Annotated in this window: 26 protein-coding genes; 18 read left to right on the top strand and 8 right to left on the bottom strand. The window is 69.3% G+C overall.

The window, feature by feature from the left end; genetic code table 11:
- Window positions 1–77 precede the first annotated feature (77 nt).
- The 3 genes from ACLM5J_RS00190 to ACLM5J_RS00180 are packed head-to-tail and all read right to left on the bottom strand — an operon-like array spanning window position 78 to window position 2,124.
- Window positions 78–578: a flavin reductase family protein gene (locus tag ACLM5J_RS00190; RefSeq protein ID WP_413653980.1), complete on the bottom strand. Its 501-nt coding sequence runs from the start codon at window positions 576–578 to the stop codon at window positions 78–80.
- Window positions 575–1,393 (bottom strand): VOC family protein, encoded by an 819-nt coding sequence (locus ACLM5J_RS00185; protein ID WP_413653979.1) that lies wholly within the window; start codon window positions 1,391–1,393, stop codon window positions 575–577. The genes ACLM5J_RS00190 and ACLM5J_RS00185 overlap by 4 nt, the downstream gene beginning before the upstream one ends.
- Window positions 1,390–2,124, bottom strand: a complete 735-nt coding sequence (locus ACLM5J_RS00180) for an enoyl-CoA hydratase/isomerase family protein (protein ID WP_413653978.1) — start codon at window positions 2,122–2,124, stop codon at window positions 1,390–1,392. Before ACLM5J_RS00180 ends, ACLM5J_RS00185 begins: the two co-directional genes overlap by 4 nt.
- Before the next feature lie 183 nt (window positions 2,125–2,307).
- On the opposite strand from ACLM5J_RS00180, the gene ACLM5J_RS00175 reads away from it, so the two are divergent.
- The 11 genes from ACLM5J_RS00175 to ACLM5J_RS00125 are packed head-to-tail and all read left to right on the top strand — an operon-like array spanning window position 2,308 to window position 14,341.
- The gene (locus ACLM5J_RS00175; RefSeq protein ID WP_413653977.1) at window positions 2,308–3,828 is read left to right on the top strand and encodes an ABC transporter substrate-binding protein; all 1,521 of its coding nucleotides are present in this window, start codon (window positions 2,308–2,310) and stop codon (window positions 3,826–3,828) included.
- A gap of 1 nt (window position 3,829) precedes the next feature.
- Window positions 3,830–4,615 (top strand): ABC transporter ATP-binding protein, encoded by a 786-nt coding sequence (locus ACLM5J_RS00170; protein WP_413653976.1) that lies wholly within the window; start codon window positions 3,830–3,832, stop codon window positions 4,613–4,615.
- Entirely contained in the window at window positions 4,612–5,523 is a 912-nt protein-coding gene (locus ACLM5J_RS00165; protein WP_413653975.1) for an ABC transporter permease, read from the top strand. The genes ACLM5J_RS00170 and ACLM5J_RS00165 overlap by 4 nt, the downstream gene beginning before the upstream one ends.
- 3 nt (window positions 5,524–5,526) lie before the next feature.
- Window positions 5,527–6,435 (top strand): ABC transporter permease, encoded by a 909-nt coding sequence (locus ACLM5J_RS00160; RefSeq protein ID WP_413653974.1) that lies wholly within the window; start codon window positions 5,527–5,529, stop codon window positions 6,433–6,435.
- Entirely contained in the window at window positions 6,432–7,259 is an 828-nt protein-coding gene (locus ACLM5J_RS00155) for an ABC transporter ATP-binding protein (RefSeq protein ID WP_413653973.1), read from the top strand. Before ACLM5J_RS00160 ends, ACLM5J_RS00155 begins: the two co-directional genes overlap by 4 nt.
- Window positions 7,252–8,640, top strand: a complete 1,389-nt coding sequence (locus ACLM5J_RS00150; RefSeq protein ID WP_413653972.1) for a zinc ribbon domain-containing protein — start codon at window positions 7,252–7,254, stop codon at window positions 8,638–8,640. The genes ACLM5J_RS00155 and ACLM5J_RS00150 overlap by 8 nt, the downstream gene beginning before the upstream one ends.
- Before the next feature lie 4 nt (window positions 8,641–8,644).
- On the top strand, window positions 8,645–9,826 hold the full coding sequence (locus tag ACLM5J_RS00145) for an acetyl-CoA acetyltransferase (protein ID WP_413653971.1): 1,182 nt from the start codon (window positions 8,645–8,647) through the stop codon (window positions 9,824–9,826).
- Window positions 9,823–10,725 (top strand): SDR family NAD(P)-dependent oxidoreductase, encoded by a 903-nt coding sequence (locus tag ACLM5J_RS00140; RefSeq protein ID WP_413653970.1) that lies wholly within the window; start codon window positions 9,823–9,825, stop codon window positions 10,723–10,725. The genes ACLM5J_RS00145 and ACLM5J_RS00140 overlap by 4 nt, the downstream gene beginning before the upstream one ends.
- A 42-nt stretch (window positions 10,726–10,767) precedes the next feature.
- Window positions 10,768–11,271, top strand: a complete 504-nt coding sequence (locus ACLM5J_RS00135; protein WP_413653969.1) for a VOC family protein — start codon at window positions 10,768–10,770, stop codon at window positions 11,269–11,271.
- Complete coding sequence (locus ACLM5J_RS00130; RefSeq protein WP_413653968.1) at window positions 11,271–12,797, top strand: class I adenylate-forming enzyme family protein; 1,527 nt, start codon at window positions 11,271–11,273, stop codon at window positions 12,795–12,797. Before ACLM5J_RS00135 ends, ACLM5J_RS00130 begins: the two co-directional genes overlap by 1 nt.
- Window positions 12,794–14,341 (top strand): class I adenylate-forming enzyme family protein, encoded by a 1,548-nt coding sequence (locus ACLM5J_RS00125; protein WP_413653967.1) that lies wholly within the window; start codon window positions 12,794–12,796, stop codon window positions 14,339–14,341. The genes ACLM5J_RS00130 and ACLM5J_RS00125 overlap by 4 nt, the downstream gene beginning before the upstream one ends.
- 74 nt (window positions 14,342–14,415) lie before the next feature.
- On the opposite strand, the gene ACLM5J_RS00120 is transcribed toward ACLM5J_RS00125, so the two are convergent.
- From ACLM5J_RS00120 to ACLM5J_RS00100, 5 genes are all read right to left on the bottom strand, one after another.
- A complete protein-coding gene (locus tag ACLM5J_RS00120; RefSeq protein WP_413653966.1) occupies window positions 14,416–14,676 on the bottom strand; it encodes a hypothetical protein in 261 nt (86 codons plus the stop codon).
- On the bottom strand, window positions 14,645–15,358 hold the full coding sequence (locus ACLM5J_RS00115; RefSeq protein ID WP_413653965.1) for an ATP-binding protein: 714 nt from the start codon (window positions 15,356–15,358) through the stop codon (window positions 14,645–14,647). Before ACLM5J_RS00115 ends, ACLM5J_RS00120 begins: the two co-directional genes overlap by 32 nt.
- A gap of 96 nt (window positions 15,359–15,454) precedes the next feature.
- Window positions 15,455–16,207, bottom strand: coding sequence for an enoyl-CoA hydratase/isomerase family protein (locus tag ACLM5J_RS00110; RefSeq protein ID WP_413653964.1), 753 nt, complete (start codon window positions 16,205–16,207; stop codon window positions 15,455–15,457).
- Window positions 16,204–17,178 carry a zinc-binding dehydrogenase gene (locus ACLM5J_RS00105; RefSeq protein ID WP_413653963.1) on the bottom strand — a complete coding sequence of 325 codons (975 nt, stop codon included), beginning with the start codon at window positions 17,176–17,178 and terminating at the stop codon, window positions 16,204–16,206. The genes ACLM5J_RS00110 and ACLM5J_RS00105 overlap by 4 nt, the downstream gene beginning before the upstream one ends.
- Before the next feature lie 15 nt (window positions 17,179–17,193).
- A complete protein-coding gene (locus tag ACLM5J_RS00100; RefSeq protein ID WP_413653962.1) occupies window positions 17,194–18,168 on the bottom strand; it encodes an MBL fold metallo-hydrolase in 975 nt (324 codons plus the stop codon).
- A 69-nt stretch (window positions 18,169–18,237) separates the two neighbouring features.
- Between ACLM5J_RS00100 and ACLM5J_RS00095 the strand changes: the two genes are divergently transcribed.
- The 7 genes from ACLM5J_RS00095 to ACLM5J_RS00065 all read left to right on the top strand — a co-directional run bounded on the left by ACLM5J_RS00095 (window position 18,238) and on the right by ACLM5J_RS00065 (window position 26,603).
- Window positions 18,238–19,770, top strand: a complete 1,533-nt coding sequence (locus ACLM5J_RS00095; RefSeq protein ID WP_413654993.1) for an AMP-binding protein — start codon at window positions 18,238–18,240, stop codon at window positions 19,768–19,770.
- A gap of 1 nt (window position 19,771) precedes the next feature.
- Window positions 19,772–20,923, top strand: a complete 1,152-nt coding sequence (locus ACLM5J_RS00090; RefSeq protein WP_413653961.1) for an acyl-CoA dehydrogenase family protein — start codon at window positions 19,772–19,774, stop codon at window positions 20,921–20,923.
- Between the two features lie 10 nt (window positions 20,924–20,933).
- Window positions 20,934–21,929: an acyl-CoA dehydrogenase family protein gene (locus tag ACLM5J_RS00085; RefSeq protein WP_413653960.1), complete on the top strand. Its 996-nt coding sequence runs from the start codon at window positions 20,934–20,936 to the stop codon at window positions 21,927–21,929.
- A 75-nt stretch (window positions 21,930–22,004) separates the two neighbouring features.
- Window positions 22,005–23,093: an LLM class flavin-dependent oxidoreductase gene (locus tag ACLM5J_RS00080; RefSeq protein ID WP_413653959.1), complete on the top strand. Its 1,089-nt coding sequence runs from the start codon at window positions 22,005–22,007 to the stop codon at window positions 23,091–23,093.
- A complete protein-coding gene (locus ACLM5J_RS00075; protein ID WP_413653958.1) occupies window positions 23,090–24,085 on the top strand; it encodes an LLM class flavin-dependent oxidoreductase in 996 nt (331 codons plus the stop codon). Before ACLM5J_RS00080 ends, ACLM5J_RS00075 begins: the two co-directional genes overlap by 4 nt.
- Window positions 24,082–25,620 carry a class I adenylate-forming enzyme family protein gene (locus ACLM5J_RS00070; protein WP_413653957.1) on the top strand — a complete coding sequence of 513 codons (1,539 nt, stop codon included), beginning with the start codon at window positions 24,082–24,084 and terminating at the stop codon, window positions 25,618–25,620. The genes ACLM5J_RS00075 and ACLM5J_RS00070 overlap by 4 nt, the downstream gene beginning before the upstream one ends.
- Complete coding sequence (locus tag ACLM5J_RS00065) at window positions 25,617–26,603, top strand: LLM class flavin-dependent oxidoreductase (RefSeq protein ID WP_413653956.1); 987 nt, start codon at window positions 25,617–25,619, stop codon at window positions 26,601–26,603. Before ACLM5J_RS00070 ends, ACLM5J_RS00065 begins: the two co-directional genes overlap by 4 nt.
- The last annotated feature ends 17 nt before the right edge of the window (window positions 26,604–26,620 follow it).

Raw genomic sequence — 26,620 nt, 5'->3', positions numbered from 1 at the left:
ACGTGGTGGCGTCGGTCGCTGGCTGGCGACCGACGCCACCACTGTTTCGGCTCGGCTCGGCTCGGCTCGGCTCGGCGTCAGCGCCGGTGCTGGAGGAAGCGACCTTGGTAGAAGCCCAAGGATCCGCTCGCGGCCTCCTTGTGCCGGACCTGGTCGACATCGACCAGGATGATGATGTGGTCGCCGCTCAGGATGATCTCGCCGGGCCTGCCGACCAGGGTCGCGGCCGCACCGGTCAGTTCGGGGATGCCGTCGGGGCCCGACGACCAATCGATGCCCTCCAGCTTCCGCTCACCGCTGAGGCCGGACGTCGCGAAGCGGCGCGCCACCTCCTCCTGATCCTCGCTGAGGATGTGGACCGCGATCCGTTCGGCGGCGAGCAGGATGTCGTAGCTCGAGGACGACGTCGCCAGGCAGAACAGCACCTGTGCCGGTTCAAGGGAGACGGAGGTGAAGGAGTTGACGGTCAGCGCCGCGACGCGGCCATCCGCGGTCACCGCCGTCACGGCCGTCACTCCGGTGGGGAACTGTCCGCAGGCGTCGCGGAACTGGCGGGTGTCGAAGAGTGGTTCGGTCATCGGGAGTCACCTGTCGGGGCCTGGATGCGCGAGTCGCGGCGAAGGGGAGCGGTCAGTTCGATGAGGTAGAGCGGGTTCTCGTCGGGGTCGTCGACCACGTGCAACGGTCCGTACGGGCTGGGTACCGGGCCGAGCAGACTGGTGCCGCCGAGCTCGCGGACCCGGGCGATCGAGGAGGCGAGATCGGCCACACGGAAGTAGGGCATCCATCGGGCCGGGACCTCGTTGGGCCAGGCGCTCTCCATGGCGAGCAGGCCGGCCACCGGGTCGCCCTCCAGGCTCAGGACGGAGTAGCGCTGGCCGCGTGCCGACTCTCGCTCTTCGCGGTCGAACCCGAACAGTCCCTGGTAGAAGTCGGCGGATCCGTCCGGGTCGCCTGTCGCCAGCTCGTTCCAGCACAGGGTGCCCAGTGCGTTGAGGCGGGCGACGCCGGTACGGGTCTCGGCCTGGTAGAGGCCCAGGGTCGCGCCCGTTGGATCCAGCACGGTGGCGCCGGTGCCGGCCGCCGGGAGATACCGCGGCTCCAGTTGCACAGTGCCGCCGAGCGTCTGGGCCCTCGAGAGGGCGTTCTCCAGGTCGTCGACGGCGAAGTAGGTGATCCAGCCGTGCTGCCGTCCGCTGTGGAGCAGGTCGGCATCGATGATGCCGGCCACGTCGTCCGCGCCGTCGTGGCAGAGCAGGTAGTCCCCGCTCCTGAGCGGCTCGGTCCGGCATCCCCAACCGAAGAGGGCGGAGTAGAACGCTCCGGAGCGTTGCGGGGCACTGCTGCAGAGCTCGACCCAGGCGGGTTCGCCGGTGCGGAAGGCCGCGGTCATCGGGTGCCCCCCTCGCCGATCGTGCCCAGGGTCTGCACCGCCGCGGCGTAGGCGGGGTCGCTGGTGCCGGAGGCATGGCAGGCCTGGATCGCACCGAGGACCGTGCGGGTGACCGCGCCGGGGAACCGGGTGAGGTGATGGGCGAGTTCGGCGGCGACGGCGTCCACTTCGTTGGCGGGTGCGAGCTGTGCGACCAGGCCCCAGGCGTGCAGTTCCGAGGCGGCGACCGGCAACCCGCTGAGCAACATCCGGTGGGCCGCGGCAGAGGGGAGCTGTCGCAGCAGGGTGCCGAGGACGCCGGCCGGGGAGATGCCGTAGGCGATCTCGGGGAGCGCGGCGGTCGCGTCGTCGGCGACGACGGCGAGGTGCAGGCTCGCCAGCAGGCCGACGCCGAATCCGGTGACCTGCCCCCGGACCGCCGCGATGACGGGGACGGGAAGTGAGGTGATCCGGTTGAGGGCCCGGTCGGTGGCCCGGAGCGACGCCTCGAGGTCGGCGGGGGAGCGTTGCGCCAGGGCGGCGAACTCGCGGGTGTCCCAACCGGAGCAGAAGGTGGGGCCGGCCATCGTCAGGTGGATGGCGTTGACCGCCGGGTCGGCGGCGCTGCGTTCCAGGGCGTCGACCAGGTCGTTCAGCGCCGACTCGGTGAAGCAGTTGTGCCGGCTGGAGTGGTCGAACCGCACCGTGCCCAGCGGCCCGTGGGTCGCGCTGTGAATCTCGTGTTGGCTCATGGCATCGCAGCATACAGACTGGTCGGTATGAAATGGAAGGTGTGATGGGAGTCTCGTGAATGTGTTGACTTGATACCGGCTGGTCGGTACTTTATCTACCAAGTCTTGGCAGCTCTGAAGCCACTCGCGTCACAGGTGCGGTCCGTGATGAGGGCCGCGTCCAGCAGGAAAGATGAGGGACCAATGAAGAACCGCAACAAGGCAATCCGCCGGGGGTTGGCCGCCGTCGCCGCAGCCAGCCTCCTGGTCGCTGGCCTGAGCGCATGTGGCAGTGACGAGAGCTCGGGTGCGGCGTCGTCGGACACCCTCCGAGTCGTCCTGCCTGCGCAACCCGCCACCCTGGACCCGATCGTGGGTGCCCGCTCGGCCCAGGTCGTGTGGGCCACTGTCATCGAGCCGCTGGTAGCGACCGGTGAGGACCTCGAGCCGACCGACACCGGTCTGATCACCGCCTGGGAGCGGACCGACGACCTCACCTGGACCTTCACCCTGCGCGAGGGCGTGAGCTTCAGCAACGGCGAGCCCGCCGATGCTGCAGCTGCGGTGAACACCCTGGAGCTGGTCCGCGACCTCGACACTTCGATCCTGAAGTCCTTCTGGGGCAACGCCGCCTCGTTCGAGGCGCCGGACGCGACCACCCTGGTGATCAAGACCAAGGCCCCGCAGTACGACGTCGTCAACCAGCTCGGCACCGTCTACCTGGTGCCGCCGAAGTACTACAAGGAGAAGGGCACCGAGGGGTTCGCCTCCGCGCCGATCGGCACCGGTCCCTATCTCTTCGACGCCATGCGCGCCGGTCGCGACATCTCGGTGAAGCGCAACCCCGACTACTGGGGCGACGCCGCCGCGACCGAGAAGCTGACCTTCAGCTGGTCGCCGGAGGCCTCCCAGCGCCTCGCCCTGCTGCGCAGCAAGAGCGTCGACGTCGCGTTCGACCTCCCGCCGACCCAGCAGGACGAGGCGGAGAAGGCCGGCCTCGACGTGGTCGCCACCGAGTCGGCGATGAAGATCGTCGCCTTCCTGCAGACGGACAAGGCTCCGTTCAACAACCCCGACGTCGCCAAGGCCGCCGCGCTCGCCGTCGATCGGGACAAGATCGTCGAGGGCATCTTCAACGGCAAGGCGGTCGCGGACGGCGGACTGCTCAACGTGAAGCCCGGCACCCAGCCCGACGCCGTCGTCGAGCAGGACCTCGCCGAGGCGAAGAAGCTGCTCGGTGGCAAGACCGTCGAGGTGCCGATCGCCTACCCCGCGGGCCAGTACACGAACATCGAAGAGGTCGCGCAGGCCGTGGGCGGCATGCTCGAAGAGGCCGGCTTCAAGGTCAAGTACAACGCCATGGACTACGGCAGCCTGGTCACCCAGATCGGTGGCGGCGAGCTCGACGGCATCTACATCTTCGCCGGCGTTCCGAACGTCGCGGTGCCGTCCTTCTTCGTCAACGGCTTCATGCGTTCGGCGTCGATCACCAAGAACTGCGGGAGCCCGGAGACCGACGCGATGGCCGATGAGGCTGTCTCCCAGGCCGACGCCGCCGCGGCCGACAAGATCTACAGCGAGCTCAACAAGATCGGGGTGGTGGAGAAGAACTGCTACATCCCGCTCTACCGCCAGATCTACGGCTACGCCGTGGCTGACGGCGTCAAGGACGTCGCGTACAGCCCGCTCAACGCCGTCGACTTCACCGATGTGACCGTCGGCTGACATGTCCGAGTCAACTGTGCTCGCTGTCCACGACCTGGTCGTGGAGCATCGCCGGGAGAAGTCCCGGGAGACCTTCCGTGCAGTCGGAGGGGTCTCGTTGGAGATGGCTGCCGGTGACACCGTCGGCGTCGTCGGAGAGTCAGGCTCAGGCAAGACCACGTTGGCCATGGCGGCGACGGGTCTCGGCCCGCGCACGAGTGGCCGGATCGACCTGCTCGGGCACGATCTCGACGGGCTGAGCCGGCGCGAGTTGCGCCGGCTCCGCCCGGAGGTCCAGGTCGTCTTCCAGGACCCGCACGGCTCCTTGGACCCTCGGCAGTCGGTGCGCTCCGGCTTCTCCGAACTGCGTCGGCTCCAACCCGAACGCACCGCCTGGGTGGACGACGTGGAGCTGTTGGCACAGGTCCGGCTAGGGCCCGAGGTGCTCGGCCGGTACCCGCACCAGCTCAGCGGTGGACAGGCCCAGCGGGTCTGTATCGCCCGCGCCCTGTTGATGAGGCCGCGGCTGATCGTCGCCGATGAACCGACCTCGGGGCTCGACGTCTCGGTCCAGGCCGACGTGCTCGACCTGCTCGACGAGTCGTTGCAGGCCAGCGGCGCCTCGCTCTTCTTCATCAGTCACGACCTGGCCGTGGTGCGCAACGTGTGCTCCCGGGTCGTGGTCATGCTGCACGGCGAGGTCGTCGAGACCGGACCGACCGAGCAGGTGTTGGACGACCCGCAACACGAGTACACCCGCAAGCTCCTGGCCGCGATGCCGGGATCACGGTGGAGGGCAAGCCGATGACACGACGCATTCTCACCCGCATCGGGGCAGTGCTGGTCACGCTCTGGATCGCCGTCTCGATGGCGTTCGCGCTGGGCCGGCTCTCCGGAGACCCGACCTCGACCATTCTCGGCCCGATGGCGAGCAGCGAGCAGCGCGACGCGTTGCGTGCCGAACTCGGCCTCGACCGGCCGCTGTTGACCCAATACTTCGACTACCTCGGGGGAGTGGTCAGCGGCGACCTCGGCAACTCGTTGCAGTTCTACCAGCCGAACCTGCAGATGATCATGGATCGAGTGCCGTTCACCTTGCAGCTGGTCGGCGGCGGGATGTTGATCGCGGTGCTGATCGGCGTGCCGCTCGGTGTGCTGGCTGCCGCCCGTGAAGGCAGCTGGTGGGACCGTGGCGCATCCGCCCTCGCCCTGCTGGGGCAGTCGATCCCGGTCTTCTGGCTCGGGATGATGCTGGTCCTGCTCTTCGCGGTGAAGTGGGGCATGTTGCCCGCCGGCCAGTCCGGGAGCCTGAAGCACTTGATCCTTCCCGCCTTCACCATGGCGCTGTATCCGATGGCGCACGTGGCTCGGCTGACCCGGGCGACGATGAGCGAGGTGCTCAGCGAGCCCTACATCGACGCGGCCCGAGCCCGTGGCCTCTCCACCACGGCGGTGGTCTGGCGGCACGGCTTCAAGAACGCCTCACTGCCGGTACTGACCGTGGTGGTGCTCCAGGCCGGGACCCTGCTCTCCGGGGCCGTCGCGGTCGAGTACGTCTACGCCTGGCCCGGGCTCGGGCAGCTTGCCCTGCAGGCGATCCAGTTCCGCGACTTCCCGTTGGTCCAGGCCATCGTGGTCTTCGGTGCGATCGCCTTCGTCCTGCTCAACCAACTCGTGGACCTGATCCACGTCGCGATCGACCCGAGGGTGAGGTGAACCATGACTGACGTCATCGCCACCGTGCCGGCGGACTCCGCCGCCGCTACCGTGACCGGTCCGCCCCGCAAACGTCGGCGGACCAACCGGACCTCCGTCTTCTGGCTGTCGCTGCCGTTGGTGCTGCTGGCACTCGCCGTGATCATCCTGCCGATGACCGGCTGGCTGCACGACCCGAACAAACAGGACCTCGGCAACACGCTGGCCCCGCCGGCCTTCCTGGACGGCGGCAGCTGGTCCCACCCGCTGGGTACCGGGCGTCTCGGCCAGGACATCTTGGCCCAGTTGGTCGCCGGTGGACGGCTCACCCTGTTCATCGGGTTCGTCGGCGCGCTGGTCGCGATCGGCCCCGGCACCCTGATCGGGGTCACCGCCGGATACTGCCGCGGTTGGGTCGACGTGGTGATCTCGCGCCTCATCGATGCCCAGCTGGCGCTGCCGTTCATCCTGATCGCGCTCGCTGTGATCGCGAACCGGGGCAGCTCGCTGCCGGTGCTCTTCCTGGTGCTGGCGTTGACCGGCTGGGCACCCTGCGCACGCGTCACCCGTTCGGTGGCGATGTCGTTGCGCGAACGTCAGTTCGTGATGGGCCTGCGGGCCGCGGGGGCCTCGGAGATGAGGATCGTCTTCCGCCACGTCGTGCCGAACCTGATGGGCACCGTCGTCGCCCTCGGCAGCCTCCAGGTCGGGACCGCCATCCTGGTGGAGAGCGCGCTGAGCTTCCTGGGCATGGGCATCCTTCCGCCGGACATCAGCTGGGGCGCGATGCTCTCCTCGGGACAGGACGTGTTGTCGAACGCTTGGTGGGTCGCCGCCTTCCCCGGTCTGGCGATCACCGCGGTGGTGCTGATGGTCAACCTGCTCGGGGATGCCCTGCTCACCCACAACGACCCGAGGAAGAGGCGCCGATGAGCTCCGAGAACCGCTCGCTGCTGGAGATCGAGGACCTCACCATCCGGGCCTCGCTACGGCTCGGTGAGATCACCCTGCTCAACAACGTCAGCCTGACTCTCGCACCGGGTGAGGTGATCGGCCTCGTCGGTGAGTCCGGGAGTGGCAAGACCACCCTCGCCCGCGCCGTCCTGGGCCTGTTGGAGAAGAACGTCTGGGTCGCCGACGGCTCGATCGCCGTCTGCGGTGAGACGGTCTCCACCCCGACGCTGAATCGCACCGCGGGCATCCGCGGCCAGCAGGTCGGGATGGTCTTCCAGGACGCCTCGCGTTCGCTCAACCCGCTCATCCGGGTACGGCGTCAGCTGGCGGAGGTGCTGGTCCGGCACGTACCGGGCATCACCAAGGACCAGATCAAGGAGCGCTCGGCCCGGGTGCTCGAGCGGATGCGGATCGCCGATCCGGACCGGGTGCTCGACAGCTACCCGCACCAGCTCTCCGGAGGGCTGCGGCAGCGGGTCGCGATCGCTCTCGCGGTGGTCACCGAGCCCGCGGTGATCGTCGCCGACGAGTGCACGACCGCTCTCGACGTCACCACCCAGGCCGAGGTCGTCGTCCTGCTGCGCGGGCTGGCCGCCGACCTCGGGGTCGGCTTGCTGTTCGTCACCCACGACCTGATGTTGGCCAGTGATCTGTGCGACCGGATCGCGGTCATGTACCGCGGCGAGATCGTCGAATTCGGCGACGTCGAACACGTCCTCAAGAACCCGTCCGTCGACTACACGCAACGCCTGTTGGCTGCGGTTCCCCGTTGGAATGAAGGAGTCCCCACGCGTCATGCCTGACCGTCCTGGCATCACCCGATATGCCGCCTATCTGCCGATCCACTACCTCGACGACACCCGCCTCGGTGCCCAGGCTCCTGGCGGCCCGGGCCGCCGCGCACGGTCGGTCGCCAACCACGACGAGGACGCCCTGACCATGGCGGTCGAGGTCGGTACCCGGCTCGGCAGCAGTGTCGACGCCGCGCGGAGCCTGCTGCTGGCGACCACGTCGGCGCCCTATGTCGGACGCACCGCGGCGACCCTCGTGCACGAGGCGCTCGGCGCGGCGCCGTCGCAGCGCGCTGTGGACCTGGCCGGCCACCGTTCCGGCTTCGCGGCCCTGGACCTCGCGGTCGAGAACGGTGCGCTGGCGATCGCCGCCGACACTCGGACCACCCGGGTCGGTGCGTCGGACGAGCTCGGTCAGGGCGACGCTGCCGTGGCCTTCCTCGGTGGTGCGCCGCTCGCGGCCACCGTCGACGGGTCGGGTTCGGCGACCGTCGAACTGCTGGACCGGTGGCGGCTTCCCGGAGAGGTGCACGAACGGACCTGGGATGAGCGGTTCACCGCCGAGGTCCTGGTCGACGCCGCACGTACCGCCGTAGCCGCTGCACTCGCCGAAGCAGGCGTCTCCGCGCCGACCACCGTCGTGGTCAGCTCGACGAACCCGCGGGCCGCGGCGACCCTGCGCAAGATGCTCGGCTCCGACGGCGCCGACGCCCGGCTCGAGAGCGCCACCGGCTTCACCGGTACCGCGCACCCCGGCCTGCTCCTCGCCGACGCCCTGGACCGAGCCAACCCCGGCGACACCGTGCTCCTGGTCTCGGCCGCCGACGGCGCCGACGCCTGGCTGCTCACCGTCGGCGACCAGGTCCGGGCCGCCCGCTCGGGCCCGAGCGTGGCCGCGCAACTCGCCCGGCGTTCGGCCGTCGGTTACGGCGACTACCTGCGCTGGCGCGGGCTGCTCGACGTCCAGGGGCCGGCCCGGCCCGCCTCCGCTGCCCCCGCCTCGCCGCCCATGCATCGGCGGCGCGGCTGGAAGTACCGGCTCGAGGCGGTGCGCTGCGTCGACTGCGCGACCGTCACCACGCCGCCGAGCAAGGCCTGCTCGGGCTGCGGGTCGATCACGCCCGGCAAGCCCGAACTCCTCCACGACGCAGAGGTCCGCGTGGTCAGCGTGACCCAGGACCTGCTCACCACCATGCCGGTGCCCGCGGTCGCCGTCGTCATCGCCGATGTCGACGGTGGTGGACGCCTGACCGGCTACGCCACCGACGTGGACGCCGATGACGTCGCGGTGGGTGGCCGGATGCGGCCCACCTTCCGGCGGATGTGGACCACCGAGGGCATTCACAACTACTTCTGGAAGCTGCGACCCGCGGAGGGTGACGATGTCGACTAACCGGATGATTCACGATGTGGCGATCGTCGGAATGGGCTGCACGCCGTTCCGCGACCACTGGGACAGCTCTGCCGACGACCTTCTCGTCGACGCGGTGCACGAGGCGGTAGGCACGGTCGCCGGGCTCGAACTCGGCCAGATCGACGCCTTCTGGGTCGGCACCCAGGGCTCGGGGATGAGCGGCCAGACCCTGGCCAAGCCGCTGCGCCTCAAGAACAAGCCGGTGACCCGGGTGGAGAACTACTGCGCCACGGGATCGGAGGCGTTCCGCAACGCCGCCTTCGCGGTCGCGTCGGGGGCCTACGACATCGTGATGGCGACGGGCGTGGAGAAGCTCAAGGACTCCTCCTTCTCCGGCCTCACCGCCACCTGGCCGCCGGCTGACGGCAGCGACGTCGACTGGACGGCGCCCGGTGGGTTCTCGTTGCTGGCGCCGGCCTACCAGTCCGCCCACGGCGTCGACGACGCCACGCTGCGCGAGACGTTGACGGCGATCGCGGTGAAGAACCACGCCCACGGTGCCCTCAACGAGCGGGCGCAGTTCCGCAAGGCGGTCGACGCCAGTGCTGTCGAGCGTTCGCCGCGGATCGCCGGACCGCTCCGGGTGATGGACTGCTCTGGCGTCTCGGACGGCGCCGCAGCGGCGATCCTGGTTCGGGCCGAGGACGCGCACCTCTACACCGATCATCCGATCTACCTGCGGGGGATGGGCTTCGTCGCCGGAGCCGGCGAGGGGCTGGCGACCGACGGCTACGACTTCACCTCGTTCCCCGAGGTGGTCGAAGCCGCCCGGGTCGCCTACGAGCAGGCCGGCGTCACCGACCCGGCAACGCAGATCTCCTTGGCCGAGGTGCACGACTGCTTCACACCGACCGAGCTGGTGCTGATGGAGGACCTCGGGTTCTCCGAGCGCGGTCAGGGCTGGAAGGACGTCCTCGCCGGACGCTACGCGCTGAGTGGCGACCTCCCGGTGAACACCGACGGTGGCCTGAAGTCCTTCGGCCACCCGATCGGCGCCACCGGACTGCGGATGATGTACGAATGCTGGCTCCAGTTGCGTGGGGAGGCCGGCGAGCGTCAGGTCGCCGATGCGAGACTGGCTCTCGCCCAGAACCTGGGCGGTCAGCCCGGGTCCTGCGTCGCGTTCGTGGCGGTTCTCGGCAACGAGCAGGGAGAGCCGCGATGAGCACCATCGACTTCGCCGGACGCGCCGTCATCGTGACCGGCGCGGGCAACGGGATCGGCCGCGCACACGCGATGTTGCTGGCCGAGCGCGGAGCCCGGGTCGTCGTCAACGACATCGGCGGCGCCGTCGACGGCACCGGCGCCGGTACGGCCGCGCAGAAGGTGGTCGACGAGATCGTCGCCGCCGGCGGGACCGCCGTCGCCTCCACCCACTCGGTCGCTGACGCTGCCGGAGGTCAGGGCCTCGTCGACGTCGCGCTGACCGAGTTCGGACGGATCGACGCGGTGATCCACAACGCCGGGATCCTGCGTGACCGATCCTTCGCCAAGATCACCGACGACGACATCGACCCGGTGCTCGACGTACACCTCCGCGGTGCGTTCCACGTGCTGCGGCCGGCCTGGCCGCACTTCCTCGAACAGAAGTACGGACGGATCCTGCTGACCACCTCGGCGTCGGGGCTGCTCGGCAACTACGGGCAGGCCAGCTATGCCGCGGGCAAGGCCGGACTGCTGGGACTGATGAACGTCCTTGCGGTCGAGGGAGCGCGCCACGGGATCACCGTCAACGCGCTCTCCCCGACGGCGGCCACCCGGATGACCGAAGGCCTCCTGGGCGACCTCACCGAGCACTTCGACCCGCGCCATGTCGCGGCCGTCGCGACCTATCTGGTGAGCGAGCAGTGCGCGCTGACCCACCACGTCATCTCCGCCAGCGGCGGACGCGTGGCCCGGCTCTTCGTCGGCTCCACCCAGGGCTGGTACGGCGGTCCGGAACCGGTACAGCCCGAGGACGTGCACGAGGCGCTGGAGGAGATCTGCAGCCTGGACGGGTTCATCGTGCCGGACGACGGCAACGACGAGGTCGCCCTGATTCGTAAGGCGCTGCTGGGCGGATGACCGCCCGCGCCCGGACAACTGAGAAGACCTGAGAGGGAACAGATGCCAGTCAGCGAAGTCCACCACGTGGCGATCACCGTGGCCGACCTGGAGCGATCCGCCTCGTTCTACGAGCACGCTCTCGGCTACCGGCGCACCCTGCGCACCGACGTCGGTGGCCCCGGGATCGAGACCTCACTGGGCCTGCCTGCCGCGACGACCGGCAAGGTGCAGTATCTACAGGGGCCGAGCAAGGTGGGTCAGCTCGAGCTGATCGAGTGGAACGGCACGGCCACCCGGACCCCCTCCGCCGGGCACCTGGAACTGGGCACCTTCCTGCTCAGCTTCGAGGTACCCCGCGAGGAGCTGCGCGAGGTGTACGACAAGGTCGTCGAGCACGGCGGCGAACCGCTCACCGAACCGAACCGCGTGCTGCTGGAGAACTACGGGTACATCGAGGCGTTCGCCTGCCGCGACCCCGACGGCAACCTGCTGGAGTTCGTCTCGCTCCCCACCCGGGAGGAGATCCTCGCTCTCCGCGCCCAGCACCCCGTAACGGAGCAGTGATGGTCGCCAACTTCACCGAGGTACTGCGGCGCCAGGCGAACCGCCGGGGCGATGCGGAGGCGCTGATCGACGGTAGCCAACGGTGGACCTACGCCGCGTTGGACGCCGAGGTCGACCGCTATGCGGCTGCCCTCCTGGCGGGTGGCGTCACGCCGAGCGACCTGGTCGGCGTGCTCGGACGCAACCACGCCCGCTACCTGATCGAACTGTTGGCGATCGCCAGGATCGGGGCGGTCTCGGTGCCGCTGAACTGGCGCCTGCACGCCACCGAGCAGAGCTGGATCCTCAGCCAGGCAGGGATCGGCGTGCTGCTCTTCGACGACGACTTCGCCGACGACGCGGCGGTGCTGCATGCGGAGGCGGGTCTCCGGATCAGCATCGCGAACGGCAAGCGGGCCCTCGGCGGGGGAGCGCGGATCGACGACCTCCTCGCCGAGCTTCCGGATCGCGTCCGGGTCCCGGACGCGACGAAGAGCCCGGAGGATCTGCACCGGTTGCTCTACACCTCCGGCACCACCTCGCGGCCCAAGGGTGTGATGCACAGCTACGGCAACATCGCCGCGAACCACCTGGGCCAGATGCTGGAGCTCGAACTCACCCCGGCCGACAGGATCCTGATCTCCGCGCCGCTCTTCCACGTCAGTGGGCTGGAGGCGCCTGGACTCGCCACGCTGGTCGCCGGCGGCACCATCGTGCTGTGCGAGACCTTCAAGCCCGACGAGATCGCCGAGGTCGTCAGCCGGGAGCAGATCACCGGTCTGGTCCTCGCCGCCCAGATCCTCTTCGGGATCATGGAGCTCGACCGGATGGACGACCTGGCCAGCATCCGCTACCTGCTCTTCGCGGGCGTTGCCCCGGCCGTCCGGCGCCGGGTCAAGGAACTGTTGCCGAGGGTCCGCCTGGTCGACACCTACGGAATGACCGAGCTGACCAACGGCTGCTGCTACATGGACGCCGCCCACGAGCAGGAGAAGGTCGGCTCGCTCGGCGTCCCGCTACCGCTGATGCAGTTGCGGATCGTGGACGGCGACTTCAACGAGGTGGAGCCCGGCGTGCAGGGCGAGATCATCGTTCGTGGTGCGAAGGTCTCGCCCGGCTACTGGCGCGACGAGGCGACCACCGCCGCCTCGCGGCGGGACGGTTGGTTCTTGACCGGCGACGTCGGGTACCTCGACGACGACGGCTACCTCTGGTTCGTCGACCGGCGGACCGACCTGATCAAGTCCGGTGGCGAGAACGTCGCCACCGCGGAGGTGGAGCGGGTGCTCGCTGCGCTCGACGGCGTCGCGGAGGTGGCCGTGATCGGCGTCCCGGACCCGCGCTGGGACGAGGTTCCCAAGGCGTTCGTGACCTTGGCTGCCGAGGCCGACCTCGACGCACAGGCGATCCGCCAACACTGCTTGGCGAATCTCGCCAAGTTCAAGGTGCCGCGCGACATCGAGATCGTCGACTCCTTGCCCCGCAACGACTCCGGCAAGGTGCTGAAGCGAGTACTACGGGAGAACGAGGCGGAGAAGGCGCGATGAGTACCGCAAATCTGAGCCGGCTGGTCACCAGCAACGCTCAACGCTTCGGCGACGCGGAGGCCCTGGTCTTCGAGGATCGTCGGTGGAGCCACCGTGACCTCGACCGTGACGTGCATGCGATGGCGGCCGGCCTGCGCAGCCACGGGATCGGGCCGGGGTCGCGGGTGGCGGTCGTTGCCAACAACGTTCCGGAGTTCCTGATCCTCGCCCTGGGCCTGGCCCGTTCGGGCGGCGTCCTGGTGCCGCTGAACTACCGGCTCACCGCCGGAGAGCTGCACCAGCTCCTCCGGCACGCGGGCGTCGACGCCGTCGCGTCGGTTCCTGAGTTCGCCGAGCTCACCGCAGCCGCCGTCGAGATGGTGGATGGCGACGTCGCGCTGCTTGCGCTGGAGGAGATTCCCGGCTGGATCAGCGTGCCTGCGCTGCTCGCCGAGCACCGCGGCGAGCTGGTCGCCGATGCCGCGGTCGGCCCGGACGACCTGCAACGGATCGTCTACACCTCGGGAACGACCTCGTTGCCGAAGGGCGTGCGGCTCAGCCACGGCAACGTCAACGCCAACATTCAGGCGCACGTGATCGAACTGGGCCTGACCAACAGTGAGCGGCTGCTGAACTTCGCCCCGCTGTACCACGTAGGCGGAACCGATATCCCCGGTTACGCGGTCTGGGCCGCGGGTGGCTGCATGGTGCTGCAGCGCCGCTTCGACCCGGTGGCGGTGCTGCGCGCGGTGGAGGCGGAGCGGATCACCGGGATGGTGGTCGCCGCGACGATGCTCGACATGATCCGACGTGATCTGCCCGAGCCTGCGCCGGACCTCACCAGCGTCCGCTGGATCATCTACTCCCAGGTGACCCGACCGCTCTTCGAGGTGGCGCGCGATCTCTTCCCCGGGGCTCGGCTCACCGAGGGCTATGGGCTCACCGAGACCTGCAGCGCGTTGACCTACCTCGACCGCGAGCACATGGAGTCCAAGCAGGGGTCGGTCGGTCTTCCGGTCACCGGCGTCGACGTCCGGGTGGTCGACGAGGAGGGACGCGACGTCCCGCCCGGCGCGGACGGCGAGGTGGTCGCCCGCGGACCGAAGATCTCGGCCGGCTACCTCGACGACGCTGCGGCTACGGCCGCGGCGTTCCGCGACGGGTGGTTCCACACCGGAGACATCGGCTGCATCGACGACGACGGCTACCTCTTCATCCGCGACCGGCTCAAGGACATGATTCGTAGCGGCGGCGAGAACATCGCCAGCGCCGAGGTCGAGGGTGTCCTCGCCGAGCATCCCGATGTGCTCGCGGTCTCGGTGGTCGGTGCCCCGGACCCGGTCTGGGTGGAGGTTCCGGTGGCCTTCGTGGTCGGGCGCCCCGGCGTCGACGCAGGCTGTCTGATCGAGTTCGCCCGCACCCGGCTCGGCAGGTTCAAGGTGCCGAAGGCGATCTACCTGGTTGACGAGTTCCCGACCAACCCCTCCGGCAAGGTGCTCAAGCGCGAGCTCCGCGCACTGCAGCCGGCCCTGACCCCGCACTGGGAGTACACCGCTTCCAGCTAGCGGGTCCGGCATGCGAGGGCGCGGAAGCCCCAACCGAGCCCTCGCATGCCATTTCTGCGCTCTCGGAGGCGGCTTTACGGGCCGAAGCATCCGATCGGGATGACGTGAACGCCATCGTCGCGGATCCCACCCGCGCCGGTGCTGGTGATGACGCCGAGGCACGACGGTTCGCCATGCCGGGACGTGTCGACGTTGTCCCTGAAGCGCAGCAGGGCAGCTGCGGCCTCGTCCACGGCTTCTGGGTTCAGCTTGATCTCGAAGGCAGCCCACCCATCGGGCCCAGCGGTGACGACGGCGTCGGCCTCATTGCCATTCGAGTCGCGCCATGAGTCCACCCGCGCGCTTCTGAGCTGGGCGTAGATGCAACCGAGCTCGCGAGCGCATGTGCGGTAGCCAGGCCTCGGAGTTGTCCAGGAGATGAAGGCGGCCCAAAGCCTCGAGGTAGGCCGCGAGGGTCTCTTTGGCGATCGGTCCGCCTGCGCCCCCGACGTCCTTCGCGAGATCGACCGCTTTGGAAGCTTGCCCGACCGAGCGGCCGAGGGCCTGGAGCAGCCGTCGAAGGTTCTCCGGGGAGCGGCGAGACCCCAGGCTCGGGATGGCCACCCGCCGATCACGACCCGATTCGAGCAGACTCATGGGGCGCATCTGCATCACCGAGAAGCGTCCGGCGCCGGAGTGCCGAGAGGCGTCGTCGGCGGGCGTCGCTGAGCCAGTGAGGATGAAGAGTCCGTTCCTGCCCCGGTCATCGACCTGCCTACGCACCTTGTTCCAGATCGCAGGTTCGACCTGCCACTCGTCGAACAGGATCGGGGTCTCGTTGTCGAAGAGGCGCTCCGGAGCGAGTCTGACGAGGCTCTGGACCGTTTCGTCATCATCAACCCGGAAGACGGTCTTGGCGTGTTGCGTCGCGGTCGCGGTCTTGCCGCAGGCCTTGGGGCCTTCGATGAGAACTGCCCCTATGTAGTCGAGACGCCGCTCAAGATCGCGGTCCGCGAGCCGAGGTCGATAGTTCCGCATGCTGGGAATCGACCTTTTGCATAGCGACGGGTCTACCTTCTGCATACTCAACAGTCTTCGTTCTGCATCGAGGTTCGTCGTGCCGGGGTACAGGAGTCAGTCGCTGCGCAGGCGCTCCATCGAGGTGGCGCCGGCGACGGCGTCCTGACCGGCCAGGTGTTCGGTCTGTACCTGCCACTCCAGATCCCAGGCAGGGTCCGCGTCGCGTGGTGTCCGGGCCAGGCGGAGCATCCGGGCCATCGCGGTCGGGTCGGCGGCGGCCAGACTCTGGGCGAGGGTGAGCGCGCGGGCCTGGAGTGCGTCGTCGTCGACGACCTCGGTGACCAGGCCGATGCTCGCCGCCTGCTGGGCGTCCAGCGCCTCGGCGGTGAGCAGCAGGCGACGCGACCAGGCCTGGCCGACGGCGGTGGGCAGCATCGCGCTGGAGCCCCAGCCGGGGACCTGGCCCACCCGCAGGTGGCGATCCCCGAGGGTGGCGCTGCGGCCGGCGATCGCCAGATCACAGGCCAGCATCAGCTCCAGTCCGCCGCCATAGGCGGCGCCGTTGACCGCGGCGATGGTGGGCACCGGCGCCGTGCTGATCGCTCGGACCAGGTCGCGGCCCCGGCCCAGGAAGTTCCGGAGGGCGGGCGGATCGTCCAGCAGCGCGGTGCCCTCGGCGAGATCGGCTCCGGCACAGAAGGAGCGCCCGGTTCCGGTCAGTACCAGTGTCCGGACCTCGGGCTCGTGGGCTGCCGCCAGCCACTCCTCGAGGATCGCCATCACCTGGCTGCTGCAGGCGTTCCCGGAATCGGGGCGGGCGATCCGCGCGTGCAGGACGGCGCCATGTCGGGTGATCTCGACGCTCATCCCAGCGCCACACAGAGCTTGCCGAACGCGTCTCCTTCGACCATCCGACGAACCTGCTCGTCGAGTCTCTCGAGCGGCAGGGTGCTGTCGACCTCGGGACGCAGCCGGTAGCGGTCGACCAGACCGACCAGGGCGGTGAACTCCTCGAAGGTGCCCATCGTCGAGCCGTGCACGGTGATCTCCCGTGCGAAGAGACGGGCCAGGTTGAGCGGAGCGACGAACCCGGTGGCGGAGCCGCAGGTGACCACCCGTCCACCCACGGCGGTAGCCGCGATCGAGTGTTCGAAGGTGGCCGGACCGACCGCGTCGATGACCACATCGGCCAGCGCAGGAAGGCGCTCTCCGGTAGCCACCACGTGGTCGGCGCCCAGGGCGAGAGCACGCTCTCGCTTCTCGGCGGAGCGCGAGGTGACCATCACGGTCGCGCCGACCGCCCGGCCCAGGGCAAGCGCCGCGGTGGCGACCCCGCCACCCGCGCCCTGGACCAAGAGGGTCGAGCCGGCGTCCAGCCGGCCCTGGGTGAAGAGCATCCGGTAGGCGGTCAGCCAGGAGGTCGGCAGCGCGGCGGCCTCGGCCCAACTCAGGTGCGCGGGTTTCGTGACCAGATGCTCGCTGCGGACCACCGCCTCCTCGGCCAGGAGCCCGGCTCCGAGATCGCTGAGGAGCGTGCCGAGCGGGGTCACGTGCTCGGGCCCCGCGCCGAGAGCGACGGGATAGACGATCACTTCGCGACCGTCGTCGGTCAGCCCGGCTCCGTCGCTACCGAGCACCCGCGGGCCGGACGACGGCGAAGGGGCCAGGCCTCGCAGCATCCAGACGTCGTGCATGTTGAGGGCGGAGGCGCGCAGTGCGACCCGGGTATGGCCGGGCCGGTCCGCCGGCGTCGGGCAGGGGCCGACGGCGAGGGCGCGGTCCGGGTGATCGGGGTCGGGGGCGGCGACCTGGGCGGCGAGCATCTGTCGGTTCTCCACGGGAGTCCTCTCGGTTCAGGGCAGGGGCTGGAGCAGAGCGTGGGTATGGACCAGGGCGAAGCGGCGGGTGCTGATGCCCATCTCGTGCCACGGCTTGGCCCAACTCAGCTGGGGCGCGACGCCCCAGGCGTCCAGATGGGTGGTGGCGAGGGCGCGGGCACGCGCCTGCTCGGCGGTATGCAGGGCGGCGAGTTCGTGACACCGCTCTTCGACGTCGAGGAACGGGTACTGGTGGGCGGGGCAGGCGACGGTGGCGCCGAGCCCGCCGATGGTGGCGAAGCTGCCGAGGAGGTCGCCGACGGGGTCGTCGTGGCGGAGCGGGGCCAGCGCCAGTTGGGTGCTGCCCTCGGGCATCAGGGTATCGCCGGTGAAGACGAAGCCGGCCGGGTGCTGGTAGACCGTGTGGCCGTAGGTGTGTCCCGGCGCGTGGATCGCTCGCAGGGTCACGTCGCCGAAGGTGAGTTCGGTGATCGCGTCCACCAGGATCCGGTCGGCCGTCATCGATTCGCGGTGCACGGCCACCTTCGTGGCGGCCTCGAACATCTCGGCGCCGGTCTCGTCGGGAACTCCGGTCTGGCCCAACACGGTCCGTAGTTGGTCGAGGAAGCCGCCTCGTTCCTGCCGTTGCCAACCGAAGTCGTCGCGCCGGTGGATGGTCAGCGTGGCGCCGGATGCTTCCCGGATCTGTTCGGCGAGGCCGAGGTGGTCGGGGTGGTTGTGGGTCAACAGGACCGCGACGACGTCGGTGATCCGGTGGCCGATCGCGGCCAGGGAGCTGGTCAAGCTGCTCCAGCAGGTGGGGTGTTCGTAAGCGGCATCGATCAGCACCAGGCCCGCGCTGGTGCGCAGCGCGTAGACCGTGATGGAGCGCAGCGGGCTGCCGGCCAGGGGCACCCCGATCGCGTAGATACCGTCGCCGAGTGCGGTGGGCGGGGCGACTTGCTTGGCCCGGTGCAGTTCTGCGAGTTTGTGGTCAAAGGGTGTGGACATCGGTGGTGGTCCCCTCTATTGTTGAACGAGAACATACCGAATGGTCGGAACTAACTTCAAGGGGTGAGCATGGCGCAGGAGGAGCGGATCGGCTTCCGGCAGTGGGCTGCGGCAGAACCCGATCTGACCGCGATCATCGACGCGGCGGACAACGCGGTCAGCTATCGCGAGCTCTTCGCCGAGGTGAACCGGATCAGTCACGGGTTCACCGAGCTCCACGGGCTGGAGGAGGGTGACACCGTCGCCTGCGTGATGGAGAACTCGATCGGGATGATCGCGCTCTATCTTGCTGCCATGCAGAGCGGCCTCTACCTGGTCACCGTCAACTACCACCTGACCCGGCACGAGATCGACTACATCCTGGCCGACTCCGGTGCCAAGCTCGCCGTCTGCTCGCCGCGAGCCGAGGAGGCGGTCGTCGCCGCCGGCGAGATCCCCGTCGTCGTCGACGGGACTCCGGCCCACGGTGCACTGGCCTGGTCCGCCCTGACCGAGGGCATGCCCTCAGCGTCGCCCGAGCGGGTGCCGGCGGGCTCGCTGATGATGTACACCTCGGGCACCACCGGCCGACCGAAGGGCGTGCGTCGTCCGCTCAGCGGGGCCACCGCGGACGAGGGTGCGCGCACCTACCTCTGGCTCTTCTCCGAGTTCGGAATGGCGCGCTCCGCCTTCTCTGCCTGGTTGGTCGCCGCACCCCTCTACCACTCGGCGAACATCACGCCCGCGATCGGCGCCCTCAATGCTGGTGGCACGCTGGTGTTGATGCGGGGCTGGACGCCGGAGGGGTTCTTGGAGCGGGTGGAGCGTCAGCGGATCTCCGGTACCAGCATGGTGCCCACGCACTTCCACCGGCTGCTGCAGCTCCCCGACCAGGTGCGGGCTGCGGCGAAGATCGACTCGCTCGAGTACGTGATCCACGGCGCCGCGCCCTGTCCGGTCGACGTCAAGCAGCAGATCATGGACTGGTTCGGCCCGGTGGTCTACGAGTACTACGGTTCGACCGAGGTCGGCACCACCATCGCCCGGCCGCAGGAATGGCTGGCCCACCCCGGCACGGTCGGTCGGGTCGCCTCCATCTCGACGCTGAAGATCCTGGACGCCGACGGCAACGAGGTGCCCACCGGCGAGACCGGGATCGTCTACATGCGCCAGGGAGAGGACAAGGTCGGCTACCACAACGACGCGGCGAAGACCGAGGGGTCGCGCCGCGGGGGACTGCTCACCGTCTGGGACGTCGGCCACGTCGACGCCGACGGGTTCCTCTACATCACCGGCCGGATGAGCGAGATGATCCTGGTCGGCGGGGTGAACGTCTACCCCGCCGAGATCGAGGGAGTGCTGTTGTCGCACCCCTGGGTGAGTGACGCCGGCGTGGTTGCGCGTCAGCACCCCGACCTCGGCGAGGTCCCGGTCGCCCACCTGTCGTTGGCCGACGCCGCCCCCGACCGGGCGACGGTGCTGGCCGCCCTCGCCGACCACGTGGCCGAACGGCTGGCAGCGGCCAAGCATCCCCGCGACTACGTCGTCCACGAGACGTTGCCGCGCGACCCCAACGGAAAGCTCTACAAGGCGCGACTGCGCACTGCCCAGGAGGTGGGCTGAGATGGATTTCGAGGACTCCGCTGACGAACTGCGGTTCCGGGCCGAGGCGGCCGAATGGATCACCGCCGCGATGGCCGACATCCCGGACCAGGAACCGCTTCCGCAAGCCGAGCGCGAAGAGTGGTCACGGCTCTGGCAGGACCGGCTCTCCGCCGGCGGCTGGGTCGGCCTCTCCTGGCCGAAGGAGGTGGGCGGTCGTGGGATGGATGCGCTCGCGCAGGCGATCTTCAACGAGGAGTGCGCCAAGGCAGGCGCGCCGTACCCGCTGAACGGTGTCGGCATGATGCTGGCCGGCCCGACCATCCTGACCCACGGCGACGACGCCCAGAAGGCGCGCTACCTGCCGCCGATCCTGGCGGGCCAGGAGTATTGGTGTCAGGGGTTCAGTGAGCCCGGCTCGGGCTCCGACCTGGCCAGCCTGCGGACCTCGGCGAAGAAGGTCGACGGCGGCTGGATCGTCAACGGCTCGAAGATCTGGACCTCCAACGCGCACCACGCGACCAAGTGCATGCTCCTGGTGCGTACCGACGCCGAGGCCGGCAAGCACGCCGGGATCAGCTACCTGCTCGCCGACATGGACCAGTTCAAGGTCAGCTCGCTGGTCATGATCAACGGCGACACTGAGTTCAACGAGATGTTCATCGACGATGTCTTCGTGGCGGACGAGGACGTGCTCGGAGGCATCGGCAACGGTTGGCCGGTGGCCCTGACCACCCTCGCCTTCGAGCGCGGAAGCATGGCGCTGAACCTCTGGGTCTGGGCCCGCGAGGCGGTGGACCGGATCATCGAGATCGCCCTCGAGACCGGCGCGATCGACGACCCCGCGGTGGTCGATCAGATCGGTGCCCTGCACTGCGATGCGGAAGCCGTGCGGGTGGGGTCGATGCGGATGGTCGGCGAGACCCGCGCCGGAGCGGCGCCGGGGCCCGAGACGTCGGCGTTGAAGAGCCTGTGGGCCGGGGTGGTGCAGAACGCCAACCGGCTCGCCGTCCAGCTTGACGGCACCTCCGGGGTGCTGCTCGACACCGAGGGTGCCGCAGCGCGGATGCGCCGCTACCTCCGGGCGCGGGCGCACACCATCGAAGGTGGTTCCGAGGAAGTGCAGAAGTCGATCTTGGCGGAGCGGGTCCTGGACCTGCCTCGTTCGCGATAGGAGTCCACAGATGCGAGCAACGTTCACCCAGGACCAGTCCGACATCGCCAAGACGGTCGAGGCGATCGCGGCCACGGCGGCAGGGGAGACCCGTGCCTGCCTGAGTGCTCCGTGGCAGCCGCCGTCGATCGACGCGGTGCTCCTCACCGACTTCTCGGTGCTGGGCGTGCCGGAGCGGGCGGGAGGCGTCGGTTCCAGCCTGGTCGACCTGATGGTCGCCGTGGAGACGCTGGGTCGCGCGCTGGTGCCGACCTCATTCGCCGCGCACGCCACTGCCGTCCAGCTGATGGTGGACTCCGGTGCCGACCTCACCGCCGCTCTCGACGGCTCGGCTCGGTGGACCTATGCGGTCGACGAGCCCGGTCTCGCCGGCTGGCCGACCTCCGGCAGCCCGCGCAAGACCCTCGTGCCCTGCGTGGCCACCGCCGACGCGGTGGTTGCCGCCGACGGCAACGGGGTGCGGCTGGTGTTGCCGCAAGAGGTGCGCGCCCGGGCCTCCTTCGACGCGTCGAGGCCGATGTCGGACGTGCGCGTCCCGGCGGGGGAGTCGCTGCCGCTCGGGCGCGGACTGCAGCGCGCGACGCTGGTCGCAGCCGCCGAGATGTGTGGTGTCGCGCAGGGGGCGATCGCGCTGGCCGGCTCGTACGCCCGCACCCGGCAACAGTTCGGCCGGGTGATCGGCTCGTTCCAGGGTGTCGCGTTCCAGTTGGCCGAGGCGGTCGCTCAGGCCAAGGCGGCCTGGGATCTGACCGTCCATGCGGCCTGGGCGGTCGAGAACGGCAAGCCCGAGGCTGAGATGCAGGTGCATGCCGCGAAGGCGTCCGCCGGGCGGGCTGCGGTCTTCGCGGCCGAACGGTGCATCCAGGTGCACGGCGGAATGGGGATCACGATGGAAGCCGACCCGCACCTGTTCCTGCGCCGGGCGATGGTCCTCGACGCCGGCCTGGGCTCCGCTGCCTGGCATCGCCGCCGGGTGGGTGCGCTCCGGATCGCCGCTTACCGCTGAATCTGCACCACACCCTTTACCGGGGCTGCCCCGGGCCACTAACATACCGTCTGGTCGGAATAAAAGGAGACCTCTGTGAAGTTCGGAATCATGAATCTGTTCCCGGTCGCCGATGGCGCCTCGGACCACGCCGTCCTGCGGGACACCCTGGACGAGATCCAGTTGGCGGACGAGCTCGGGTTCGACTCGGTCTGGCTCGCCGAACATCACTTCTCCAAGTACGGCATCCTCGGCAGTCCGTTGAACTTCGGGATGGCGGTCGCGGAGCGGACCAAGAAGATCACCATCGGTACCGCCGTCCTGGTGATCCCGTTGCACGACCCGATGCGCCTCGCCGAAGACATCGCCGCACTCGACGTGCTGTCCCAGGGCCGCGTCACCATCGGCGTCGGCCGTGGCTACAACCCGCGTGAGTTCGAGGGCATGCGGGTGCCGCTGGCGGAGTCCAAGGGCCGCTACGCCGAGACTCTCGAGGTCGTCCGGCTCGCGCTCAGCCAGGAGGAGTTCAGCTTCCACGGCGAGTTCTTCCACTACGACAACGTGACCACCTACCCCCGCCCGTTCACCCCCGGCGGCCCACGGATCCTGCAGGGCACCGTCTCCCCGGAGAGCTTCAGCGAGCGCGGCGCGATCGGCGAAGCGATCATCACCTCGCCGAACTTCACCCCCCTGGGGATGATGAAGAAGAACTTCGACCTCTACCGTTCGGCGATGGAGAGCAACGGACATGACATCAGCGGCTACGACCTGCCGTTCATGCAGCAGGTCTGGTGCGGGGACGACAAGGCCGGGCTCACCCAGGCCGCAGAGGCCGCGCTCAACTACTACAAGTCGGTCGGCAAGGTGATCCCCGGCTCCGAGCAGGCGCTCGAGCAGGAGCGTGCCTACTACGAGGCGGTCGCCAAGAACATCGACCTGCTCACCCTGGAGCAGACCTTGACCCACGGCGGGAACTTCGGCTCGGCGCAGCAGGTCATCGAGACCATCGAGATGCTGCGCGAACAGCTCGGCATCAACCACTACATCGGCTGGCTGCGGATCCCGTCCTTGGACCGGACTGCCGCGCTGCGCTCGATGGAGAAGTTCGCCACCGAGGTGATCCCGCACTTCCGGGCCCAGGCCCAGCAGCGCGACGGTGCTCTGGACAAGGCGGTCGTCGGGTGAAGGTCAGCCTCTTCCTGAGTGCCCAGTTCGACACCGACGCTGACGTCAACCAGGGCATCGACGACGTTCTCGCCCAGGCGGTCGCGGCCGAGACCGGCGGCTTCGAGTCGGTCCTGCTGGGGCACCACTACCTCGCCCAGTCGGCGTTCCTGCAGCCGATCCCGCTGGCGGGCTACCTGGCCCGCGCAACCGAGACGGTGCGCCTCGGCTTCGGCGTCCTGGTGGCGCCGCTGCTCAACCCCGTCGCGCTGGCCGAAGAGCTCGCCACTCTCGACGTCCTGAGCCGAGGCCGGCTCACCGTCGGGATGGGGGCCGGATACCGCAAGCGCGAGACCGCCGCTTTCGGCGTCGAGTGGAGCGACCGGCTGGTCCGACTCCGGGAGTACGTGCCGATCCTGCGCAGCCTGTGGGCCGGGGAGAGCCTCGACCTGGCGGGAAGCTGGGGCACGGTGCCCAACGCCTCGTTGGCGCTGCGGCCGGCCCAGGCCGGGGGACCGCCGATCTGGATCGGCGCCTTCGCCGAACCCGCGATCCGTCGCGCCGCGCGGCTCGACTGCTCCTGGCTGATCGGCCCGAAGGGCGGCGAGGATGAGCTCGCCGCGAACCTCGCGCTCTACCGGGAGACCCTGGTCGAGCACGGGCACTCCCTCGATCGGGCCTACCCGATCAGCCGTGAGGCGTTCATCGCGGACACCCACGAGCAGGCCGTCGCCGGGATCCGCCCTCACCTCGAGCGTCAGTACGCCGGCTACAAGTCCTGGGACGACGCACAGCAGATCGACCTCGACCGCTACATCGAGGACGACTGCCTGGTCGGAACCGCCGAGGAGGTCGCCGCCAAGCTCCAACGTTGGGAGGAGAAGCTCGGCCTCACCGAGGTCGCGCTCCGGCTCCAGTTCGTCGGCGCCGGACAGGCCGAGGCGATGGACCAGATCACTCGCTTCGGCGCCGATGTCATCCCCCGTCTCGCAGCCAACGGAGGTCAGTCGTGAACCCCAATCTCGGCACGATCCTGGAGAAGCAGGCCACCGCACAGCCCACCGCCGACGGTCTGATCGGTGAGGACGGCCGGACGTTGAGCTTCGCCGAGGCCGACCTGCTCGCCGGCGGCATCGCGGTGGCACTGCGCGCCGCCGGTGTGGGAGCCGGCGACCGGATCGCGGCCTACGTGAAGAACGGCCCCGAGCTCGCCCTCCTGCTCTTCGGAGCCTGGAAGATCGGCGCCATCCCGGTCACGATCTCCAGCCTCTACAACGCCCATGAGCTCGCCGAGTCGGTCACGAAGACCGAACCGGTGCTGCTGTTGGTCGACGACGCCAAGCCGGAGGTGGTCGCCGCCGTCCGCGAAATGGTGCCGGTGCTCACCTTCACCGGCGACCTCGCCGGTGTCCGGGCGCTCGAATGGCGCTCCGGTGCCGCACTGCCCGCCGTCACGGTCGGTGCCGACGACGAGGCCTGCATCCTCTTCACCGGGGGCACCTCGGGTCGCCCGAAGGCCGTCTCGGTGACCCACGGCGGCGTCCGGGATTCGCTGGCCCGGCTGGCCCGGGTCTCCACCGGCAGCGAAGACGGTGCCGCAGCCAGCCAGAGCGCCCCCAACCTGATCGCGTTGCCGCTCTTCCACTCCGGCGGGCAGCACTCGATGTTGTTCGCCCTGCACGTCGGGCGCGGCTGCGTCGTGTGGGACCGGTTCTCCCTGGACCGCCTGCAGACCCTGTTGACGCGCCACCGTTTCGACAACCTCTTCCTGCTGCCGACGATGCTCTTCGACATCGTCCATGCCGACCAGGAGCTTCCGCTGGAGTCCGTGAAGTCGGTCCTGGTCGCAGGTCAGGCGTTGAGTTGGCCGGTGCGCAAGGCGTTCGAAGAGCGCTACCGGGTGCCGATCCTGGTCAACTACGGCTCCACCGAGTCCGGCCACATCGCCGGCTGGACCGGCCGCGACATGCGTGCCGGCGCGTGGAAGCCGGGCTCTGCCGGCAAGGTCTACCCGGGCGTGGAGATCGAGATCCGCGACGACAACGGAGTGGCGCAGCCGATCGGCACCGCGGGCGAGATCGTGGTCAGGTCCGCGATGACCCGCGGCTACGTCGACGACCCCGACGCCTCGGCCGAGCTGGTCAAGGACGGCTGGGTGCACACCGGAGACATCGGGTACCTGGACGACGATCTGGTCCTCTTCCTGTCCGGCCGCAAGCGCGACATGATCAAGTGCGGCGGCTTCCAGGTCTGGCCCGAGGAGATCGAGGACGAACTCCGTAACCATCCGCTGGTGCACGACATCCGGGTGGTGGGTACGCCCGACGACCGGCTCGGCGAGATCCCCACCGCGATCGTGGTCCGGGAGAGCGACGACGCCGTCTCCGACGACGACGCACGCGAGCTGATCGTGGCCTATGCCCGGGAACGACTGGCGCACTTCAAGACTCCGCGTCGGATCGAGTTCGTCGCCGAACTGGAACGGAGCGAGGCCGGCAAGATCAAGCGGGGCGCGGTCCCCGAGCTGACCGGTGGGGCGGGCGCATGAAGTTCGGCATCATGGCCTCGCACCAGTACCCGCACGATGAACCCCTCGGCCCGCACCTGGACGCGCTGTTCGGGACCGTCGAGACGGCTGCCGAGCTGAACTACGACTCGGTCTGGACGATCAACCACTTCCAGTCGAACCTGGCGACGCCGCAACCGATCTCGATGCTCGGGGCGCTGATCCCGCGGACCGGCTCGATGACGATCGGTACCGGGATCCTGCTGCTGCCGATGTTCCACCCGGCGCATATCGCGGAGGAGTTCGCGACCCTGGACCACCTCTCCGGCGGTCGGGTGGTGCTCGGCGTCGGCGCGGGCTACCGGGAGAACGAACTCGCGGCCTTCGAGATCGATCCGGAGAGCCGGTTCCGGCGGATGAACGAGAGCCTGCAGGTGATCCGGGCGCTCTGGTCGGGTGAGCAGGTCGACCTGGACGGCGAGTTCTACCCGCTGCACGGGGCGCGCTGCGGGATCGCCCCGCTCACCCCTGGCGGGCCGCCGATCTGGGTCGGCGCCGGCGGCAAGCAGTCGATCCGGCGCGCCGCTCGGCTCGGCGACGCCTGGTACGCGCCGGGCAATTCCCCGAACCCGACCTTCCTGAGCAAGCACCGGGCCATCTATGACGAGGCACGGATCGCGGCCGGTCTGCCGGTGGACGGGATCGAGCGTCCGGTAGGCGTGGAGCTCTTCTGTGCGCCGACCACCGAGCAGGCGCTGGAGATGGCGATGCCGTACGCCCGCGCCGAGTACTCCACCTACGCCGAGTACCCGGCGCTGCGGTGGCAGCGCGAGCGGTTCGACGAGTTGGTCGCCAACACCCTGCTGCTCGGCTCACCCGAAGACCTGATCGCCCGGATCTCCGAGCTGCGCGACCAAGGCTTCAACCACGTGATCTTCCGTCCCGGCTGGCTCGGGATGCCGCCCGAGATGGTGCGTGAGTCGCTGCGACTCTTCGCCACCGAGGTGTTTCCGGCCTTCGCCTGAAACGCCACCTCAACCCC

Origin of the sequence: Nocardioides sp. Bht2, assembly GCF_047308515.1 — a bacterium.
In the GTDB taxonomy this organism is placed as follows: domain Bacteria; phylum Actinomycetota; class Actinomycetes; order Propionibacteriales; family Nocardioidaceae; genus Nocardioides.
Note: the sequence above shows the minus strand (reverse complement) of the source record. Positions and strands in the feature narration are given on the sequence as shown.

Coding starts and splice junctions, on each gene's coding strand:
- ACLM5J_RS00190 (WP_413653980.1), bottom strand. CDS start 578: ATGACCGAACCACTCTTCGACACCCGCCAGTTCCGCGACGCCTGCGGA.
- ACLM5J_RS00185 (WP_413653979.1), bottom strand. CDS start 1,393: ATGACCGCGGCCTTCCGCACCGGCGAACCCGCCTGGGTCGAGCTCTGC.
- ACLM5J_RS00180 (WP_413653978.1), bottom strand. CDS start 2,124: ATGAGCCAACACGAGATTCACAGCGCGACCCACGGGCCGCTGGGCACG.
- ACLM5J_RS00175 (WP_413653977.1), top strand. CDS start 2,308: ATGAAGAACCGCAACAAGGCAATCCGCCGGGGGTTGGCCGCCGTCGCC.
- ACLM5J_RS00170 (WP_413653976.1), top strand. CDS start 3,830: ATGTCCGAGTCAACTGTGCTCGCTGTCCACGACCTGGTCGTGGAGCAT.
- ACLM5J_RS00165 (WP_413653975.1), top strand. CDS start 4,612: ATGACACGACGCATTCTCACCCGCATCGGGGCAGTGCTGGTCACGCTC.
- ACLM5J_RS00160 (WP_413653974.1), top strand. CDS start 5,527: ATGACTGACGTCATCGCCACCGTGCCGGCGGACTCCGCCGCCGCTACC.
- ACLM5J_RS00155 (WP_413653973.1), top strand. CDS start 6,432: ATGAGCTCCGAGAACCGCTCGCTGCTGGAGATCGAGGACCTCACCATC.
- ACLM5J_RS00150 (WP_413653972.1), top strand. CDS start 7,252: ATGCCTGACCGTCCTGGCATCACCCGATATGCCGCCTATCTGCCGATC.
- ACLM5J_RS00145 (WP_413653971.1), top strand. CDS start 8,645: ATGATTCACGATGTGGCGATCGTCGGAATGGGCTGCACGCCGTTCCGC.
- ACLM5J_RS00140 (WP_413653970.1), top strand. CDS start 9,823: ATGAGCACCATCGACTTCGCCGGACGCGCCGTCATCGTGACCGGCGCG.
- ACLM5J_RS00135 (WP_413653969.1), top strand. CDS start 10,768: ATGCCAGTCAGCGAAGTCCACCACGTGGCGATCACCGTGGCCGACCTG.
- ACLM5J_RS00130 (WP_413653968.1), top strand. CDS start 11,271: ATGGTCGCCAACTTCACCGAGGTACTGCGGCGCCAGGCGAACCGCCGG.
- ACLM5J_RS00125 (WP_413653967.1), top strand. CDS start 12,794: ATGAGTACCGCAAATCTGAGCCGGCTGGTCACCAGCAACGCTCAACGC.
- ACLM5J_RS00115 (WP_413653965.1), bottom strand. CDS start 15,358: ATGCGGAACTATCGACCTCGGCTCGCGGACCGCGATCTTGAGCGGCGT.
- ACLM5J_RS00110 (WP_413653964.1), bottom strand. CDS start 16,207: ATGAGCGTCGAGATCACCCGACATGGCGCCGTCCTGCACGCGCGGATC.
- ACLM5J_RS00100 (WP_413653962.1), bottom strand. CDS start 18,168: ATGTCCACACCCTTTGACCACAAACTCGCAGAACTGCACCGGGCCAAG.
- ACLM5J_RS00095 (WP_413654993.1), top strand. CDS start 18,238: ATGGCGCAGGAGGAGCGGATCGGCTTCCGGCAGTGGGCTGCGGCAGAA.
- ACLM5J_RS00090 (WP_413653961.1), top strand. CDS start 19,772: ATGGATTTCGAGGACTCCGCTGACGAACTGCGGTTCCGGGCCGAGGCG.
- ACLM5J_RS00085 (WP_413653960.1), top strand. CDS start 20,934: ATGCGAGCAACGTTCACCCAGGACCAGTCCGACATCGCCAAGACGGTC.
- ACLM5J_RS00065 (WP_413653956.1), top strand. CDS start 25,617: ATGAAGTTCGGCATCATGGCCTCGCACCAGTACCCGCACGATGAACCC.